Origin of the sequence: Rhodococcus sp. 15-725-2-2b (assembly GCF_002259075.1) — a bacterium.
Taxonomy (GTDB): Bacteria; Actinomycetota; Actinomycetes; order Mycobacteriales; family Mycobacteriaceae; genus Rhodococcoides.
In genome coordinates this window covers 26,031-43,621 of sequence record NZ_NPFL01000004.1, presented here as the reverse complement: position 1 = coordinate 43,621, position 17,591 = coordinate 26,031, and the positions used below count along the sequence as shown (strand labels likewise).

15 protein-coding genes are annotated in these 17,591 nt (G+C 65.1%); 10 read left to right on the top strand and 5 right to left on the bottom strand.

Features of this window, described 5'->3' with window-relative positions; translation table 11 throughout:
* The first annotated feature begins 124 nt into the window (after positions 1-124).
* On the top strand, positions 125-1,342 hold the full coding sequence (fdhA, locus tag CH306_RS01935; RefSeq protein WP_094645786.1) for a formaldehyde dehydrogenase, glutathione-independent: 1,218 nt from the start codon (positions 125-127) through the stop codon (positions 1,340-1,342).
* Positions 1,343-1,438: 96 nt separating this feature from the next.
* Complete coding sequence (locus CH306_RS01930) at positions 1,439-1,642, top strand: zinc-ribbon domain-containing protein (RefSeq protein ID WP_094645507.1); 204 nt, start codon at positions 1,439-1,441, stop codon at positions 1,640-1,642.
* A 264-nt stretch (positions 1,643-1,906) separates the two neighbouring features.
* On the opposite strand, the gene CH306_RS01925 is transcribed toward CH306_RS01930, so the two are convergent.
* Entirely contained in the window at positions 1,907-3,739 is a 1,833-nt protein-coding gene (locus CH306_RS01925; protein WP_179272781.1) for a helix-turn-helix domain-containing protein, read from the bottom strand.
* Positions 3,740-3,885: 146 nt separating this feature from the next.
* Between CH306_RS01925 and CH306_RS01920 the strand changes: the two genes are divergently transcribed.
* From CH306_RS01920 to CH306_RS01895, 6 genes are read left to right on the top strand one after another with little or no spacing between them, the layout of a single operon-like run.
* Positions 3,886-5,364, top strand: a complete 1,479-nt coding sequence (locus tag CH306_RS01920) for an aldehyde dehydrogenase (RefSeq protein ID WP_094645785.1) — start codon at positions 3,886-3,888, stop codon at positions 5,362-5,364.
* A 33-nt stretch (positions 5,365-5,397) separates the two neighbouring features.
* Positions 5,398-6,810, top strand: coding sequence for an MFS transporter (locus CH306_RS01915; RefSeq protein ID WP_306436766.1), 1,413 nt, complete (start codon positions 5,398-5,400; stop codon positions 6,808-6,810).
* Complete coding sequence (locus CH306_RS01910; protein WP_094645505.1) at positions 6,807-7,997, top strand: FAD binding domain-containing protein; 1,191 nt, start codon at positions 6,807-6,809, stop codon at positions 7,995-7,997. Before CH306_RS01915 ends, CH306_RS01910 begins: the two co-directional genes overlap by 4 nt.
* 35 nt (positions 7,998-8,032) lie before the next feature.
* Entirely contained in the window at positions 8,033-8,473 is a 441-nt protein-coding gene (locus CH306_RS01905; RefSeq protein ID WP_094645504.1) for a hypothetical protein, read from the top strand.
* Positions 8,470-9,453 (top strand): amidohydrolase family protein, encoded by a 984-nt coding sequence (locus tag CH306_RS01900; protein ID WP_094645503.1) that lies wholly within the window; start codon positions 8,470-8,472, stop codon positions 9,451-9,453. Before CH306_RS01905 ends, CH306_RS01900 begins: the two co-directional genes overlap by 4 nt.
* The gene (locus CH306_RS01895) at positions 9,450-10,550 is read left to right on the top strand and encodes an NADH:flavin oxidoreductase/NADH oxidase (protein ID WP_094645502.1); all 1,101 of its coding nucleotides are present in this window, start codon (positions 9,450-9,452) and stop codon (positions 10,548-10,550) included. The genes CH306_RS01900 and CH306_RS01895 overlap by 4 nt, the downstream gene beginning before the upstream one ends.
* 69 nt (positions 10,551-10,619) lie before the next feature.
* On the opposite strand, the gene CH306_RS01890 is transcribed toward CH306_RS01895, so the two are convergent.
* Positions 10,620-11,777: a beta-ketoacyl synthase N-terminal-like domain-containing protein gene (locus tag CH306_RS01890; RefSeq protein ID WP_045196137.1), complete on the bottom strand. Its 1,158-nt coding sequence runs from the start codon at positions 11,775-11,777 to the stop codon at positions 10,620-10,622.
* Positions 11,778-11,968: 191 nt separating this feature from the next.
* On the opposite strand from CH306_RS01890, the gene CH306_RS01885 reads away from it, so the two are divergent.
* Complete coding sequence (locus CH306_RS01885) at positions 11,969-13,576, top strand: sensor domain-containing protein (protein ID WP_094645501.1); 1,608 nt, start codon at positions 11,969-11,971, stop codon at positions 13,574-13,576.
* A 113-nt stretch (positions 13,577-13,689) separates the two neighbouring features.
* Positions 13,690-14,622, top strand: a complete 933-nt coding sequence (locus CH306_RS01880) for an arabinofuranosidase (RefSeq protein ID WP_094645500.1) — start codon at positions 13,690-13,692, stop codon at positions 14,620-14,622.
* A 14-nt stretch (positions 14,623-14,636) separates the two neighbouring features.
* On the opposite strand, the gene CH306_RS01875 is transcribed toward CH306_RS01880, so the two are convergent.
* The 3 genes from CH306_RS01875 to CH306_RS01865 form a co-directional block, all read right to left on the bottom strand.
* Entirely contained in the window at positions 14,637-15,662 is a 1,026-nt protein-coding gene (locus CH306_RS01875; RefSeq protein ID WP_094645499.1) for a phosphotransferase family protein, read from the bottom strand.
* Positions 15,659-16,870 carry an acyl-CoA dehydrogenase family protein gene (locus CH306_RS01870; RefSeq protein WP_094645498.1) on the bottom strand — a complete coding sequence of 404 codons (1,212 nt, stop codon included), beginning with the start codon at positions 16,868-16,870 and terminating at the stop codon, positions 15,659-15,661. Before CH306_RS01870 ends, CH306_RS01875 begins: the two co-directional genes overlap by 4 nt.
* 91 nt (positions 16,871-16,961) lie before the next feature.
* Complete coding sequence (locus tag CH306_RS01865; protein WP_032394273.1) at positions 16,962-17,579, bottom strand: TetR/AcrR family transcriptional regulator; 618 nt, start codon at positions 17,577-17,579, stop codon at positions 16,962-16,964.
* Between the last annotated feature and the right edge of the window lie 12 nt (positions 17,580-17,591).

Genomic DNA, 17,591 nt, shown 5'->3' with positions numbered 1-17,591 from the left:
CGGAGTTACTCGCAGCGCTCGCATGCGCGCCTGTGCATACTGGTGTGATGCGGGCCACATGCGCGATCAGTTCGATGATCTCGGCCCGCCGGTCGCGCAACTCACTCACCGAAGAGGAGAACTCATGGCAGACAACAGAGCAGTGACGTACGCAGGACCGGGCAAGGTAGAGGTGCAGGACATCGCTTTTCCGGGCCTGGAGTTGACCGACGGCCCTGGCGTGAATCCGGCCAACGTCGGACGCAAGTGCGAGCACGGAGTGATTCTGAAGGTCGTCTCGACCAACATCTGCGGCAGTGACCAGCACATGGTTCGTGGGCGCACGACCGCGCCCGAGGGGCTGGTGCTCGGCCACGAGATCACCGGCGAAATCGTCGAGGTCGGACGCGACGTCGAGTTCCTGAAGGTGGGGGACATCTGCTCGGTTCCGTTCAACATCGCCTGCGGGCGGTGTCGAAACTGCAAGGAGCGCAAGACCGGAATCTGTCTCAACGTCAACCCCGATCGACCTGGCTCGGCCTTCGGCTACGTCGACATGGGCGGGTGGGTTGGCGGACAAGCCGAGTACGTCATGGCACCGTACGCAGACTTCAACCTGCTGAAGTTCCCCGATCGTGATCAGGCTCTTGAGAAGATTCTCGACCTGACCATGCTCTCGGACATCTTCCCCACCGGCTTCCACGGAGCGGTCACCGCAGGAGTCAAACCCGGTGCGACGGTGTACATCGCGGGCGCGGGACCGGTCGGCCTCGCTGCTGCGGTCGGTGCGCAGTTGCTGGGAGCGTCGGTGGTGATCGTGGGCGACATGAACGCCGACCGGTTGGCCCAGGCGCGAACGTTCGGCTGTGAGACCGTCGACGTGGGCAAGGGTGCACCGCAGGATCAGATCGAACAGATTCTCGGCGTGCCTGAGGTCGATGCCGCGGTGGATGCGGTGGGCTTCGAGGCCCGCGGTCACGGTGGAGATTCGTCGAAGGAGGCCCCGGCCACGGTTCTCAACTCGCTCATGGACATCACCACGGCAGGCGGCGGCATCGGCATCCCGGGGTTGTACGTGACCGGCGATCCCGGCGGCGTGGACGAGGCTGCTCAGCGCGGAGCTCTGTCGCTCAGCCTCGGCACCGGTTGGGCCAAGTCGCTGTCGTTCGCCACCGGGCAGTGCCCGGTGATGAGCTACCACCGCGAGTTGATGAATGCGATTCTGAAGGAACGTGTTTCGATCGCGAAGGCGGTGAACGCGACGGTCATCACCCTCGACGACGCACCGCGGGGCTACCGCGAATTCGACAGCGGAGTCGCCCAGAAATTCGTCATCGATCCACACGGCATGATCGCGAGCTGACACCAACCCTGCCGGCACGGTCACAGTCGAGAAGAACGCGACGGTGACCGTGCTGCGCCGAGTTCGGCAGATGTCCGTGACACCTATGCTGGGGTGATGTTCCTACTCTTCGGTTTCGGCAGCAAGCGCAAACACGTCGGCCCAGGCTCGACGCGGACCTGCCCGCGGTGCCACAACACCACGCAGTGGGCGCGCATGAAGCAATACCAGCAATTCACGCTGTTCTTCGTCCCCGTTGCTCGGTGGAAGCGGGTCGAGTTCGAGGAATGCGGAATCTGCGGTGCAACGGCCTCGATCTGAAGGCCGTTCCTCGACACTGCTGCGCGAACTGCAGGCTCAGTCGGTGAACCGAACAGGATGCAGGCATTCCTTTCTGGCTCCATGAGCGACGGCCCAACCCGAAATTGCGCACAGCTGAGGGCGGTTCGACGGCTCCAACACGATGGCGTGCGAACCGATTCGCAGCAATCCAGAGATGTAGTTCCACATCGCCCTACCTCATTCCACGAGTGTCCTGTGTCACATCATAGGGCCACATCTGCTGCTCGTACCCGTCTCGAGTGCTCAGCCCGTACGCGAGGACTCGCCGACGTCGCCGACCGTCAGGGCCACTGCGATCTCCATCGCGTGGTCGGGGCGTGCCAGATCCATTCCCGTCAACGTCTGAATTCGGCGGAGTCTCTGACCGACCGTGTTGGGGTGGATGTGCAGTGCGCGAGCGGTATCGCCGGACAGCAGTCCGCACGCGAGGTATGCCCGCAACGTTCCCATCAGATCGGTTCCACGTGCACTGTCATGCCTTCGGACAGGTCCGAGTACTCGGTCCGTGTAACGCAAGAGCTGCTCGGTATCGTCCAGCTGGAGCAGCAATCCGACCAGTCCGAGATCGTCCAGCGACAGCGAGGCACCCGTTCTGCGGGTCAACGCGAGCATCTCGAGCGCTCCCACCGCGGACCGGTGTGCGAGGGCGTAGTCCGCGAGGCCGGACCCTACTCCGATTTCTATCGACGTCGCAGCCGCTTTCGGAGTGGTGGGAGATGCGAGTCCTCGGATCTTCTCGGCGATGTCGTCCCGCGCCCGCCGAGTGAGCCCGATGTCGGGTACCAACACGACGATGCGATCGTGGTGCACCGCGGACAACGGCTGGGGCGTCATGGTCTCGGCCCAATCGTCGATTCGGCCGATCGCCCGTTGAAGGGCCGTGTCGACGAGTGCCCGGTCGATTCCGCTCAGCGCGACGACGACCATCCGATGATCGAGTGTCAGGTCATGGCCCAGTCGCCCGGCGCGTTCGACAACGGTGCCCATCGCTTCGGTCTCGCCGCTGAGTAGATCGCTCAGAAGATCCCCGTGCAACCTCCACCTCACTTCGTCCGCTGTTCTGGTGCGCAGAAGTTCCAGTGACGTGACAAGAGCGGCGTGTTCCACTGCGCGTTCTTCGATGGACGACAGTGGGGACCGCCCCGGCGCAATCCAAATTCGCGCCACCTCCATCTCGGCGAGACGGACCGAGTGGCAACGAAATTCGCTGCCATCGACGTTGTCGGACGTCGTTCGGACTCGATCGTCGGGGAACGGCTCGGTTCGGCTCGACCGGCCGAGTACCGCCCCGTGCGTGTCCTCGATCAGAATCGCGCGGGAGATCAGTATCGACAGTGCCGTCGTGATGCCAGGAACCCCGCCGCCACGCAGCGTGATCTCGGTGAGTCTGCGGTGGATGTCCTCCGATTTCTGTAGCAGGTCTCGCTGCTGGTGGAGCTCGTCGTTGAGGACCACCAACTCGTCCATCCGCTTCGATTCCTCGGACCGCAAGCGTGAGGTCGTGAGTGCGATTGCGGCATGGTCGGCCAACATGGTGAGCAGGGCGATCTCTTCTCCGGCGAAGTCGTGGATGGATCGCCGGTAGCAGTTGAGAGTTCCGATGGCCACACCCTCGGATTCCATCAGCGGCACCGAGATCATGGAGCGGTAGCCCTGCTCGCGTGCCACTCCACCCCATGGGGCGAACTGCGGTGTCGCTTCGATGTCCGAGATCGCCACCGGCGATCCGGTCCGGAACGCTGTACTCGACGGTGCCTCGACTGTCTCGGCTTGATCCAGGCGCACCGGCCGGTCGGCGTTGACCTGCGCTATGTAGTGAGCGGACAGCCCGCTGGACCCTTCGATCACGAGCGTTCGCCGTGTCGGGTCCGGAATGAGAACTCCGCAGAACTCGTATCCCATCAGTTCGGCGGCGGTGTCGGCGATCAGATCCAGCACTTCCGTCAGCGGACGGCCGGTAGCCACGGTCTTGGTGATCCGCTGAACGCTCGCGAGCCACCGGCGTAATTCCGGAAGCTCTCGAACGCCGAGGGAGGCGGTAGGCGCACTGGACGTGTGAATGGGGTCGGTCGGCATGTGTGTCCTGCTTCTCGATGGGCCGATGCACATTGCAGTCGTTCTTTTATGTTTGCACACACATAGTCACGCTGTGATGTGGATCGCACAATAGACGCAGACGGCAGCGGCACAGACGAAACGAGACTCACATGACCAAGCACTCGATGTACATCGCAGGCAAAAGTGTTCCGGCCGAAAGCGGCCGCGAACTCACCATCGTCAACCCGGCTACGGGATCCTCGATCGCAACCGTGCCCGACGGTGTCGGCGTCGACGTCGACAATGCGGTGGCGGTCGCCAAAGCAGCGTTCGAGTCGGGACCGTGGCCGCGGATGAGCCGGACGGCACGAGCGAAGGCGCTCCTGCGTGCGGCCGACGCGTTGGAAGCGGCGAGCGACACGCTGTACACACTGGAGACCCAGAACAACGGTCGACCGATCACCGAGACGCGTGCTCAACTCTCCCGAGTGCCGGAATGGTTCCGCTACAACGCGGGACTGCTTGCCGCGCAGCGTGATGCGGTGCTGCCCAGCGACGGGCCGTACCTTACCTACCAGAAGCGGGCACCACTCGGTGTCTGCGGCATCATCACCCCCTTCAACCACCCCGCCATGATTTTGGCTCGCAGTCTGTCGGCCGCTCTGGCGACCGGAAACACTGTGGTGGTCAAGCCGTCCGAACTCACGCCGCTGACGACCCTCGCCATCGCTCGCATCGTGACCGATTCCGGCATCCCCGAAGGTGTGATCAACGTGGTCACCGGTGGCAGGGACGCAGGCGTCAGGCTCACCGAGCACGAGGACATCGCCAAGATCACCCTGACCGGCGGTACCGAGGCCGGACGTTCGGCCGCGGGTGCCACGTCGAAGCGATTCGCCCGTATCACCGCCGAGCTCGGCGGCAAGACGCCCGTCATCGTCTTCGACGACTACGACCCCACCCGCGCAGCCGAGGGCGCTGCCTTCGCCGCATTCGTGGCTTCCGGTCAATCCTGCGTTGCCGGCGCACGATTCCTCGTCCAGCGTGGACGGTACGACGAGTTCGTCACCGCACTCGTCGCACGGGCCGAGAAGATCCGCCTCGGCGACCCGGCCGATACGTCCACCCAGATGGGCCCGATGATCAGCGACCGCCAACGCCGAAAGGTGCTCGAGTACATCGAGATCGGACGCGGCGAAGGTGCCCGCATCGCTGCGGGCGGCAGTGTTCCCGAACTTCCCGGAGAGCTGAACGACGGCTTCTTCGTGCAGCCGACCGTGCTGGCCGACGCCACCAACTCCATGCGCGTCTCGCAGGAGGAAATCTTCGGGCCCGTGGCAGTCGTCGTCCCCTTCGACACCGAGGAGGACGCGATCGAGATGGCCAACGACAACCGCTTCGGACTCGGTGCCGGCGTCTGGACCCGCGACATCGGACGCGCTCACCGCGTCGCCGAAGCGATCGAGTCCGGAATGGTCTGGGTCAACGACCACCACCGACTCGAACCGTCCCTTCCGTGGGGTGGCGTCAAGGAGTCCGGTGCCGGAAAAGACGCCGGCACAGAGTCGTTCGACGACTTCACCTGGATCAAGACCATCGTGGTGCGGACCGCCGACGACGACGTCGACTGGTACGGCTCCGACGAGCCCGGCCGCCTGAACTGATCATCCCTTCCCTCGACACCCAAGGACTTCATCGTGACAACGAACCGAACGAGCGCGGCCGAACCCGGCTGGCGCCAACAGATAACTCGAGTGCAATGGCTGGTGCTGTTCGGCACCACCATGGGCTGGGCCCTCGACGGTTTCGCAGGCAGCCTCTACGCCCTGGTGCTCGGACCGGCCATGACCGACCTGCTTCCGAACTCGGGGATCGACGTCGACGCGGCGCACATCGGACTCTACGGCGGCATGACCGTCGCACTCTTCCTGGCGGGATGGGCAACCGGCGGAATCCTTTTCGGAGTCCTCGCCGACTATTTCGGACGAGTGCGCGTGCTGTCGATCGGCATCCTCACCTATGCACTGTTCACCGCCCTGGCAGCGTTCGCGGACACCTGGTGGCAGCTCGGAATTCTCCGATTCATCGCCGGTCTCGGATCGGGAGTGGAAGCTCCCGTGGGTGCCGCCCTGGTCGCCGAGGTGTGGCGTAACAAGTACCGCGCTCGTGCCTGTGGCGTGATGATGTCCGGGTACGCAGGCGGATTCTTCATCGCCGCACTCGCGTACAGCATGCTCAGCAGCCAGGGCTGGCGCTTCATGCTGGTCCTCGCCGTCGTCCCCGCGTTCCTGGTCTGGTTTCTTCGCCGCTACGTCCCGGAGCCCGAGGAGATCAAGACTGTCATCGCAAGGCGAAAGCAACGCAAGGACAAGGGCATCGAGCGACCGGAGGATCAGTTCGTTCTCCGCCGCCTGCTTTCTCCACCGAATCTGCGTGCCACCCTGATCTGCACCGCCCTTGCCACCGGATCGTTGCTCGCCTTCTGGAGTGTGTCCACCTGGTACCCGCAGATCATTCGCACCATGGCCGGCGCCGAATCGCTCTCCACCGAGATCGCGAATCATCGAGTGGCCATCTCGTCCATGCTCTTCAACGCCGGCGGCATTCTCGGGTACGCCACGTGGGGGTTCCTCGCCGACGCGATCGGCCGACGCAAGGCCTTTCTCGTCAGCTTCGTGATCTCCGGAGTGAGCATCGCCTATCTGTTCCCCTTCCAGCATTCGTACACCACGTACCTGATCGTCATCCCCATCGTCGGGTTCGGGCTCTTCGGGGCACTGTCCGGCAACTTCGTCTACGGCCCGGAGATGTTCTCCCCGAGTATGAGAGCCAGCGGAATCGCGTTGGCCAACAGCATCGGTCGCTACATCACCGCCGCGGGGCCGCTCGTGGCCGGCGTCATCGCCACGTCGTGGTTCGGCGGCAACCTCGGCATCGCCACCGCGGTACTCGCGTCCACCGGCGTGATCGCCCTCGTCGGGCTGGCGTTCGCCCCGGAGACCAAGGACGCAGCGCTGCCCACCGACGCGCCCCTTCCCACCGATGCAATACATCCACACACCGCCGACACCACGCCGGCACCTTCCGCAGTGAAAGGAACGTCGGCATGAGCGTCTACGCAGGATCACGAGCAGTCGTCATCGGAGGGTCCATCGGTGGATTGACCTCCGCACTCCTCCTCCGAGACCTCGGGTTCGAGGTCGACGTCTACGAACGCACACCGTCGGACCTCGACGGTCGAGGCGGCGGCATCGTGCTGCAGCCCGACACCCTCCGGTGGTTCCGCGAGCGCAGCTCGCAACGCCCCGAGGACGTCAGCACGACGACGGATTGGGTCCAGTACATCGAGGCCGGTAATCGTGTCGTCGATCGGGACGCCCGCTCGTGGTCGCACACATCGTGGGGAACGTTCTACCGCGCGCTGCTCGCCGACTTCGGACGCGATCACTACCACCTCGGCGAATTCGCTTGCGGCTTCGACCAAGACGCGGACTCCGTGACCGTCCGATTCGTCAGCGGTCGCGTCGAGACGGCAGACCTCGTCGTCGTTGCCGACGGCGTGACGTCGGCGAACCGGGCTCGCATCGATCCCGACGTGGAGCTGACCTACTCGGGCTACATCGGGTGGCGCGGAACCGTGGACGAGGCAGTGCTCACCCCCGAAACCGCCGAGCTGCTGCACAATTCGATCACCTACAACATCGTCCCGAACTCGCAGATCACCATGTACCCGATCCCCGGCGAACGGGGCACGGCCGTCGGGGACCGCCTGATGAACTACGTCTGGTATCGCAACGTCGCGGAGGGTCCGGACCTGAACGAGATGCTCACCGACAAGCGAGGTTTCCAGGGCAAAGTGTCGGTTCATCCGCACCAGGTACAGGACCGCTACATCGACGAAATGCGCGACGCTGCGACGCGTTTGCTCGCCCCGGCGGCCGCAGAGGTGGTCACCTCGACCGAAGCGCCGTTCATTCAGGTGGTCTGGGACTCACGAGCGACGAAGATGGCCAGCGGACGCGTTGCCCTCATCGGAGACGCCGCGTGCGGAGCTCGCCCGCACGCAGCCGCAGGAACTGCCAAAGCCGCGGCAGACGCCTGGGCCTTGAGCGACGCGCTCACGTCGTCGGTCGGCAACATCGCCGAAGCGCTGGAGAAATGGGAACCCGGCCAGCTGGAACTGAGCAGCAACCTGTTGGCGCGCGTCAAGGCGATGGGGGAACGTTCGCAGTTCACCAACACCTGGACCCCGGGTGACAAGGACCTGAGATTCGGTTTGTACGGGCCCGGTCGCTAGAGACACGACGCCGAGACACCACGAGAGGAAACACGATGACCACGAACAGCTTTCTCAGCGATCTACCACTGGCGGGAAAACTCGTCGGCGAGAACTTCGAGGGATGGTCCGACGATCTCCGAGCGGAGTTCGACGCCCACGCCCACGACGGCGAGGTGGGATCGAGGCTCCTCAGCGAGAACGATCGCGTCCGGGTATGGGAGATCCGCTTGGCACCGGGTGAGCGGTGGCATGCCCACCGCCACGTTCTGGACTACTTCTGGACCGCGGTGAACGCCGGCACCTCCCGCCAACACACCTTCGACGGAACTACCCGCGACGTCTCCTACTCCGCGGGCGAAACCCGCCACTTCCGCTTCGGTGCAGGCGAATACCTTCTGCACGACATCGAGAACGTCGGCTCCTCCGACCTGGTGTTCACCACCGTCGAACACCTCGACTCGGCCAACGACCCACTGCCACTGGCGGCGTCGTGAGCACCGATCTGGTCGACGTCCACGCCCACTGGCTCCCCACCGAGCTGTTCGGTCTACCACCGAACTCTCCGTTCGGTGCCATGCGCGATCGGGACGGTCACCTTTTCCTGGGCGACGTGCCGTTGTCCATCCGGACGGAGGCGATGAGCGATGTCGATGCGATCGTCGCGGACATGGACGCCTCCGGCATCGGTCTCCGCGCGTTGTCTGCCCCGCCCTTCGCGTTCGCGGTCGACGCCGAGGTTCCGGCGGGGGAGTACACCGACGCGTTCAACGACGCACTCGCCCGCGTCGTGACGGACTCGGCCGGACGCCTGGCCGGCCTCGGGTCGGTGCGGTTGGACGACGCGGATGCAGCCGACCGACAGATCCGAGACATCGCCCGGCGCGGAACGCTTGTCGGCGTTGCCGTTCCACCGGTTCTCCGCGGCGGGTCACTCGACGTCGGTGTGCTGCGCTCGGTCCTACGATCGGCCTCGGCGCATCGGTTGGCCGTTCTGGTCCACCCGATGCAGTTGCCCCGGCCCGAGTGGTCGAAGTACTACCTTGCCAACCTGGTCGGCAACCCGGTGGAGACGGCCACGGCGGTGGCGTCGAGCATTCTCGGTGGTGTCCTGGAAGAGTTGCCCGATCTGCGGATCTGTTTCGTGCACGGCGGCGGATGTGCGCCCGATCTGTTGGGTCGATGGGCGCACGCCTGGGACGCACGTCCCGACGTTCGGGCGGGCAGCACGGCCTCGCCACGAGAGTTGTTTCGCGCGGCCTACTTCGACACGGTGACGCACGATCACGCAGCGCTCGAGCTCCTGCGTGTCCACGCGGGCGAGAACAAGGTCCTGTGCGGTACGGACTACCCGTTCGACATGGCCGAGTCCGACGTCGCACCGTTCGTCGACGACGCCGGGCTCGACCGAGCGGCACTGGCCGACGCCGGGCGAGACTTCCTCGGCCTCGAGATTCTGTCGGAGGTGTCGGGATGAGCGCACTGTTCGAGCCGTTGACGCTGCGCGCGTCGACGATCTGGAATCGTGTCTGGATGTCACCGATGATGCAGTTCGCCTCCGACGCAACGGGTGTGGCGACGGACTGGCACTTCCAGCACTTCGCCGCTCGCGCGCTCGGTGGGGTGGGGTTGGCCATGGTGGAAGCCACATCGGTCATGCCGGACGGACGAGCCAGCGACTTCGATCTCGGATTGTGGAACGACGACCAAGCCGAATCGCACCGTCGCATCATCGACTTCCTGCACGGTCAGGGCACCGCTGCCGGAATTCAACTGGTGCACGGCGGGCGCAAGGCGTCCACCGGCCGGCCCTGGTCGACGGAGCCGGACCGGACGTGGCAGACGGTGGCACCGTCGGCCGTGGCGTTCGGTGACTCGCCGCCGCCCGTTGCTCTGTCCGTCGACGAGATCGCCGAGGTGGTGCGGGCTTTCGCGTCGAGCGCGGGACTGGCGCGCGACGCCGGCTTCGACGTCCTGGAAATCCATGGCGCACACGGCTATCTGATCCACCAGTTCCTGTCACCGGCTGCCAACTACCGCACCGACGAGTACGGCGGGACCCTCGCCAACCGGATGCGATTCGCCGTCGAGGTCGTCGACGCGGTCCGACGGCAATGGCCCGAGGACCGGCCGTTGTTCTTCCGCGTCTCGGCCACGGACTGGCTCGCCGGTGACACCGACGACCCACGGCCGGGCTGGACGCTCGACGACACCGTCGCGCTCGCCTCGACACTGTCCGACCACGGAGTGGACCTGTTCGACGTCTCCACCGGCGGCATCGTTCCCGACGCACGTATCCCGGTGGAACCGGGATACCAGGTACGTTTCGCAGCCGAGGTGCGTCGCCGTGCCGGAATACCGACCGCTGCAGTGGGCTTGATCACCGAGCCGGACCAGGCCGAACGAATCGTCGACTCGGGTGATGCCGACGCGGTGTTCCTGGCACGGGAGATCTTGCGCAACCCGAACTGGGCGCAGCACGCGGCGCGTGCGCTCGGCGAGCCACTCCGGTTCCCGCCCAACTATTCTCGTGCATTCGCCCGAACATCGCCGGCATCGAGTATTCGGAGCTGAGCCCGAATCGAATAGTTCGGGTGTCCGACCGCCCGTGACCGTACGGGCGGCCGGACTCTCGAGCACCACTCACGCCGGTGCCAGCACCACCACCGAGTTGTGTCCGCCCATTCCCAGGGACGATTTGACGGTCAAGCCGGGCTCCGCAGCGGTGAAACCGTCGAGCAGCAACGGGTGCGCATCGGATACCTGCGGGGCTGCGGGCACGAGTCCACGCTCGAATCCCATCACCGCAGAGATGGTTTCGATCGCCGACGCCGCGCCTTGGCAATGTCCGGTCAACGGCTTCACCGAATACACCTGCGCGTGGGAGTCCAGCACCGTCTCCAACATGGTGGTTTCCGCTGCATCGCACTGCGCGGTGCCGGGTCCGTGGGCGTTGAGATACCGCACCTGCTCGGCAGTGACGTCGGCGTCGGCCAAGGCCTGCTCGAAGCAGTCCCGCACCTGGGTGAGCGCAGGGTCGATCGAGGTGGCGTGAAACGCGTCATGTGTCATCGAACCGCCCAGCACCCGTGCGTACGACGCCGAACTGCGCGTCGACAGTACGAATGCCGTTGCGGCCTCGCCCATTCCGAAACCGCGGCTACCTTCTTGGAACGGCCGGCAGCCTTCCTGCGGCTCCACGTCCACGACACCGACGCCGAGCTTGACGAAGTGGTCGATGTTCTCCGGAGTCAGGGACAGATCCGTGGCGACGAACACCACGTCGTCGACGAATGCCGTATCGAGCCACATCTTGGCGGTGAGCAGACCGGCGTTGCCCGACGCGCACATCGCCGAGACGTTCATCGCCGGGCCGTGAAAGCCGTATTCCTGCATCAACAGTGACACCGGGGTAGACGGCATCAGCGTCAGGTAGTCCCGAACACGGCGTTCTCCGCCGTCGCGCAGATAGAAGTTGCGCCACTCGTCCACTTCACCCAGGACGACGGCATGGATCAGACCCACCCGTCGACCCGGCTGCCAGCCACGCGCCAACGCATCTTCGACGGCTTCGCGTGCGGCCCCGCGAAGTGCACGCCCGAATCGACTCGATCCGTCGTTCTCGTCCCCGCCGTCGGGAACTTTCGCGAGCCACACCGGATTGTGCCCGGGTCTGGTCTGGTCGTGGTGCAGGGTGGCCGCCGCCTTGCCGGTGAAGAGGCCGTCCCACAGTGCGGATGCGCCCCAGCCGTAGCCGGACAGTGCGCCGATCCCGGTGATGTCGATGCCATGAGAGCTCATCGTCGAAATCCATTTCTTTTCGAGGTACGCGAACCGGATTCGGCTCACTCCTCGATTTAGCCCGGTAAACCGGCACCGGGTCCAGCCGAGAAAGAGGCATAGCGCCCGAATCGGGCGGTACACTCCAGAGGTGCCTCGGTAGGTGGTTCAATCGGGTGTTGACCGTCCGTCTACGAACGCGAGGACCGAGCATGGAATCAGGGGAGCGCAACAGCGTCGGCGACCCTGATTCACGTGCCGCGTCGCCAGGACTGGCGGATCGATATCGGGTTCTCGTCGAACATTCACCGGATGCGATCGGAGTCCACCGACGAGGCGTGATGGTCTACCTCAACCCCGCCGGACTGAAGTATCTCCGTGCCCGGAGTGCCGCCGACGTCATCGGCCGCCCGATCACGGCGTTCATCGCCCCCGAGTCCGTTGGGCCCATGCTCGAACGGATCGCCGCCCTCGACAGGCACGGCACCGCCAGTGCAGCGTCGGAGGCGACGGTACTGGCCCTGGACGGGACGGTCCTGACAATGGAAGCGGTGTCGGTTCGCACGGTGTGGAACGGCGAGCCGGCGTACCAGGTGATACTTCGGGATCTCACCGAGCACAAGGCTGCGCAGAGGGCGCTGCAGAAGCAAGCTGCACTGGTCGAGCACGTCAGCGACGCCATCATCGGGGTATCCGCCGACGGTCTGGTGTCGAGTTGGAATCCCGCCGCCGAGTCGGTCTACGGACGACCGGCCGAGGACGTACTCGGGCGTAGCGTCTCGCATGCGGTGGGGGTGCCGTGCGATCCGGCGGCCATTCTCGGTCTCGGTGGTCGGCTGTGCGAGTCGCATCGGCACGCGGACGGATCGGCGCTGGCCGTGATGGTCTCCGCAGCCCAGATGCCCGACGGTTACGTGTTGGTCTGTGCCGACCAGAGCGCGGTGCGCAGAGTCGAGGAACACTTCACCGCCGTCGTGGAATCGCTGGAGGCGGGGGTGGTGGTCCTCGATCACTCCGGCCGCATCGAATCGGCGAACCTCGCAGCGAAGACGATTCTCGACATTCAGGTCGGAATGGCGACGGCAGGACAGGCGTCGGTCCTTCCGTTTCGCGTGTACGGCACCGACGAGGGGCCGATCGAGCCGCACGAGCACCCGGTCGCCGTCACCAGCAAGACCGGACAACCCTGCCAGGCCGTGATCGGAATCGAACGGCGCCGGGACGGCCGACACTTCTGGTTGTCCTTGACGGCGACGATGCTCAACGCATCCGACCCGACCCCCTCGGTCGTCGCGACGTTCGTCGACATCACCGACACCTATCGGATGAGCATGAAGCTCGAGCATGCGGCCACACACGACGACCTGACCGGCCTGCCGAACAGGCCGTTGATCCTGGCTCGTCTGGACGAGCAGTTGGCCGAGTCCGATCGCGAGGACTCGATGGCCGTGCTGTTCATCGACCTCGACAACTTCAAGACCATCAACGATCTGTACGGTCACACCGTCGGCGACGCCGTTCTGGGTGTGGTCGCAGACCGTCTGACGCGAGCCCTTCCGGCCGAGGCCTTCGTGGGGCGTATCGGAGGCGACGAGTTCGTGGCCGTCGTTTCGCACTGTGTGGGGACCGAGGCCGACGACGTACGCGCCGAACTCGCCACACCGATCACGGTCGCGGGGCGGGTGTTGACGGTGACTGCGAGCATCGGCGGCGTGACCGTCGACCGCGACGACACCCGAAGTGCCCTGGACATACTCGACGATGCCGATCACGAGATGTACCAGGCCAAGCCGATCACGCAGTACATTTCGCATTCATAACAACATCGGTAGCAATCTGTTGTTTCTGTTACCGAAGGTACGCATGGTGCGTGCGACTCGGGCATACTTCGTCGGTGATATCGACCGCGCGCAGGTTCCTTCTCGTCGTACCCATGGTGATCCTGGCGGTCGCCGGGTTGCTGTTCTCTGCTGCAGGAACCGGTGCCGCTGCACCCTCTGTGTGGCGCTACACGATGGTGGCGTTCGGTAACGACAGCGATCGAGACATGGATGTCTACGAATCCGGCGACGGCACCGATTTCACAGCGCTGCAGACAGCGGCGTACCGACCCCCGTCCGGAGTCGTGCGTGACGCGAGCATATTCCGGCACACCGACGGTATGTACTACGTGACGTACACGACCGGCGGCGGTGCGAACATCGGCTTCGCGCGCAGCAGTGACCGCGTGAACTGGACGTTCCTGCAGAACTTCCCGATTCCGTTCTGCTGCGCTTTCCTCCCGGGCACCGGAGCCGGTACCGGCTCGGCCAGCCCATCCGGGTTCAGCGGATCGGCCGGCTTCTCGGACGGACCGTCGTTGTCTCCGTTCACCACGAAGGCGTGGGCACCGGAGTGGTTCGTCGAGGGAGACCGTGTCAGCGTCATCGTGTCGCTGTCCACCGGCGGTGGGTTCGTGCCGTATCTGATGACGGCCCTGGATCCGGGCCTGAGGATGTGGAGCTTTCCGGTTCCGTTCGTCGGCATCGGAGCCGACCACATCGACACCACTGTGGTGAAAGTGGGGCCGACCTATCACGCGTTCACCAAGAACGAGACCCACAAGGTCATCGAACACTGGACGGCGCCGTCGTCGATCGGTCCGTACACCCTCGTCCCCAGCCGCGATTTCGGGCCACTGAAAGAAGGTCCGACCGTCATCGAATTACCCGACGGTACATGGCGGTTGTACTACGACGACTACACCAACCGAAAGTACTTCTACTCCGACAGCACCGACGGGTTGAACACCTGGTCCGAGCCTCGGGAACTCCCGGGTGTGTCGGACACCGTCCGTCACGTCGGTGTGATGAGAGAGCCCGCCTGACAGTGGTTTTCGCGTCAGTCGGTGGCTCCTGCGAGTGCCCGTAGCCCGGCCGCGATGAACTCCCCGGTGGCCTCCGCGGCATTGCCTGCACCGGCCCCGGTGTCGGAGCCCGACAGCGCGCGGTGGGTGATTCCCTCACCGATCACTCCGAGCTTGAAATTGGCCAAGGCGAGGTAGAAGCCCCAATCATGAAGTTCTCGACCGGATTCCACTGCGTAGTGTTGTGCGAGGTCCGCCGCGGACGGGTATCGATCGCTCGTCCATGCAGCGTCTGCGCCGAGGACCGCATCGAAGACCGGTTGGCGGTAGATGCACATCAGTGCGACGTCGGTCAGGGGATCACCGAGCGTCGACATCTCCCAGTCCACAACCGCAGCAACGGAACCGACGTCATCGGCGTCGAGAATGGTGTTGTCGACACGATAGTCGCCGTGCACGATGGACGACGCAGATCCCGCCGGTACCGCCGCTTCGAGCGCGCGATGCAATCGGTCGACATCGGGCAGGTCGCGAGTCTTGACTCGGTCCCACTGCCGAGCCCACGTGGCGACCTGCCGCGCGACGAAACCGTCGGGTCGGCCGAAGGTACCCAGGCCGACGGCGTCCGGATCCACCGCATGCAGTCGCGCGAGAACTCGAACCAGCTCCGCGGCGTTGGCAGCGACCTGCTCGTCCGTCAGATCGTCGAGATCTTCCCGCGTGCGGACCACTCGGCCGGGGACGAACTCCACGACGGTCATGGGCGCACCCAACGTGGAACCGTCTCGGTCGAACGCGACGGTTCGAGCGACCGGTACATCGGTGCCCGCCAGCGCCTCGGTGACGGCCCATTCCCGGGCCATGTCGTGCGCGGAGGGCGTCAGCCCACTGGTTGGAGGTCGACGGACGACCCAGGTCGAGGTGTCGTCGTACGCCCGGTAGGTGAGATTGGACCGACCGCCGCTGATCATCTCGACCGACAATGCGCCGTCGACGTCGATTCCGTGTTCTCGAAGAAACCTCTCCAGCGCAACGAGATTCATACCGGGCAGTTCGCTCACGCCTGTGCCTCCCGCGCTGCGCGCTTGGCAGCACCGATCGTCCGCTTGGCGATGGCCCACCGGTGTACCTCGGACGGGCCGTCGTAGACCCGGAACGGGCGTACTTCGCGGGAGAGCCTGGCCAACGGAAGATCGTCGGAAACCCCGAGACCGCCGCACATCTGGATACTGCGGTCGACGATACGGAAGATGGCCTCGGCAGCGAACGTCTTCGCGATCGACGTCTCGTTGGCCGCGTGCCCACCTCGATCCAACTCGAAGCACGCCACCGTCAGCAGCGCCCTGGTGGCCGCGATGTCGATCTCGTTGTCCGCGACCATCTTCTGCACCATGCCGAGGTCTCCGAGCTTTCCGCCGAATCCCTCGCGCCGGGCAACCTGCGCGACGGCGATGTCGTGCGCACGGCGGGAGGCTCCGAGCCAGCGCATCACGTGCGTCATCCGGGCAGGGCCCAATCGAACCTGGGCGTACGCGAATCCCTCGTCGACGGCACCGAGCACGTTCTCGTCGGGCACGAACGCGTTCTCGAAGAACACCTCGCAGTGACCGCCGATCATCGCTTTGTCCAAAGTACCGATGTGTCGGCCGACCCTGATTCCCGCGGTGTCGGCGGGTGCCAGGAACATCGTGGCCCCGCCGCGATCGCCGGGCGCGCCCGAGGTGCGGGCCATGATGATGAAGAAGCCTGCGCCGTCGGCTCCGGTGATGAACCACTTGTGCCCGTTGATCTTCCAGCCACCCTCGACTCGCTCGGCGGCGGTGGTGAGTGCCGCGGGATCGGAACCGGCACCCGGCGCGGGTTCGGTCATCGCGAAAGCCGACCGCACGTCGCCGCGCGCGAGCGGAGCGAGAAACTGCTCTTTCTGCGCTGCCGACGCGATGTGAGCGAGCATGTGCACGTTGCCTTCGTCGGGGGCTCCGAGGTTGAGGGCGATCGGACCGAACAGCGAGTATCCGGCTTCCTCGAACACCGGTGCCCGGTCGCTCATCGACAGCCCGTGGCCGCCGTACTCGACCGGCGCGTGCGGCGCGAACACGCCTGCGTCCTTGGCGGCCGCCTGCATCTCGATGCGTAGTTCGTCACCTCCGGCGTCGGCGACGTTGCCCAGGAATCGGTCTTCGATGGGAAGCACATGATTGCGGGTGAACGTGCGTGTCCGATCGATCAGCTTCTCGATGTCGGGGTCGTACGTCAGATCGATGGCCACGATGCGCTCCCATTCCGATACCGACCGAACACTCGCTCGGTCACTGGAAGATTGGCACAATCGGTCGGTCGGGTCAAGGATCCCCGGGTAGCTATCGGTGCCCGCCGGTCGTGGCACCCACCGTGCGACGGGCGATGTCGAGATAGACCGCCACCAGCTCGCTCGGAGTCGACGGCCCGTCCGGTCGATACCACGTCGCTACGCCGACACACATCGTCGTCACGGCTCGACTGGCGTCCCTCGGGTGCGGTGTGTCGAACAGGCCCGCATCGACACCGGCGGCGACGATCGCGTCGAGCAGTCGTTGCTCCTCGTCCCGTTTGGCAATGTAGGCGGAGCGGTTCCCGGGATCCAGGCTGCGGATTTCCGTCGAGCACACGAATGCGGCGTCGCGCCTGTGAATGTGGAACAGCAGTAGCGATTCGACGACGGCGTCGAAACGGTCACTAGGCGACGTACCGGCACCGGCCTCGGCCGATCGAGTTCGCTCCAACAGCTCGTCCATCGCCGCGTCCATGATGCCCACCAGAAGAGCCTGCTTCGACGGAAAGTGGTGGTAGAGCCCGGGAACCGACAGTCCGGCTTCTGCTGCGATCTGCCGCACCGATGTTCCGTGGTAGCCCTGTTCCACGAACGTCTTCAACGCCGACGACAAGGCAGGGGAGAGGTTCGAGCCCTCGTACGTTCGCCAGGTGGATGTCGCGGTCATGCGCCCACCGTA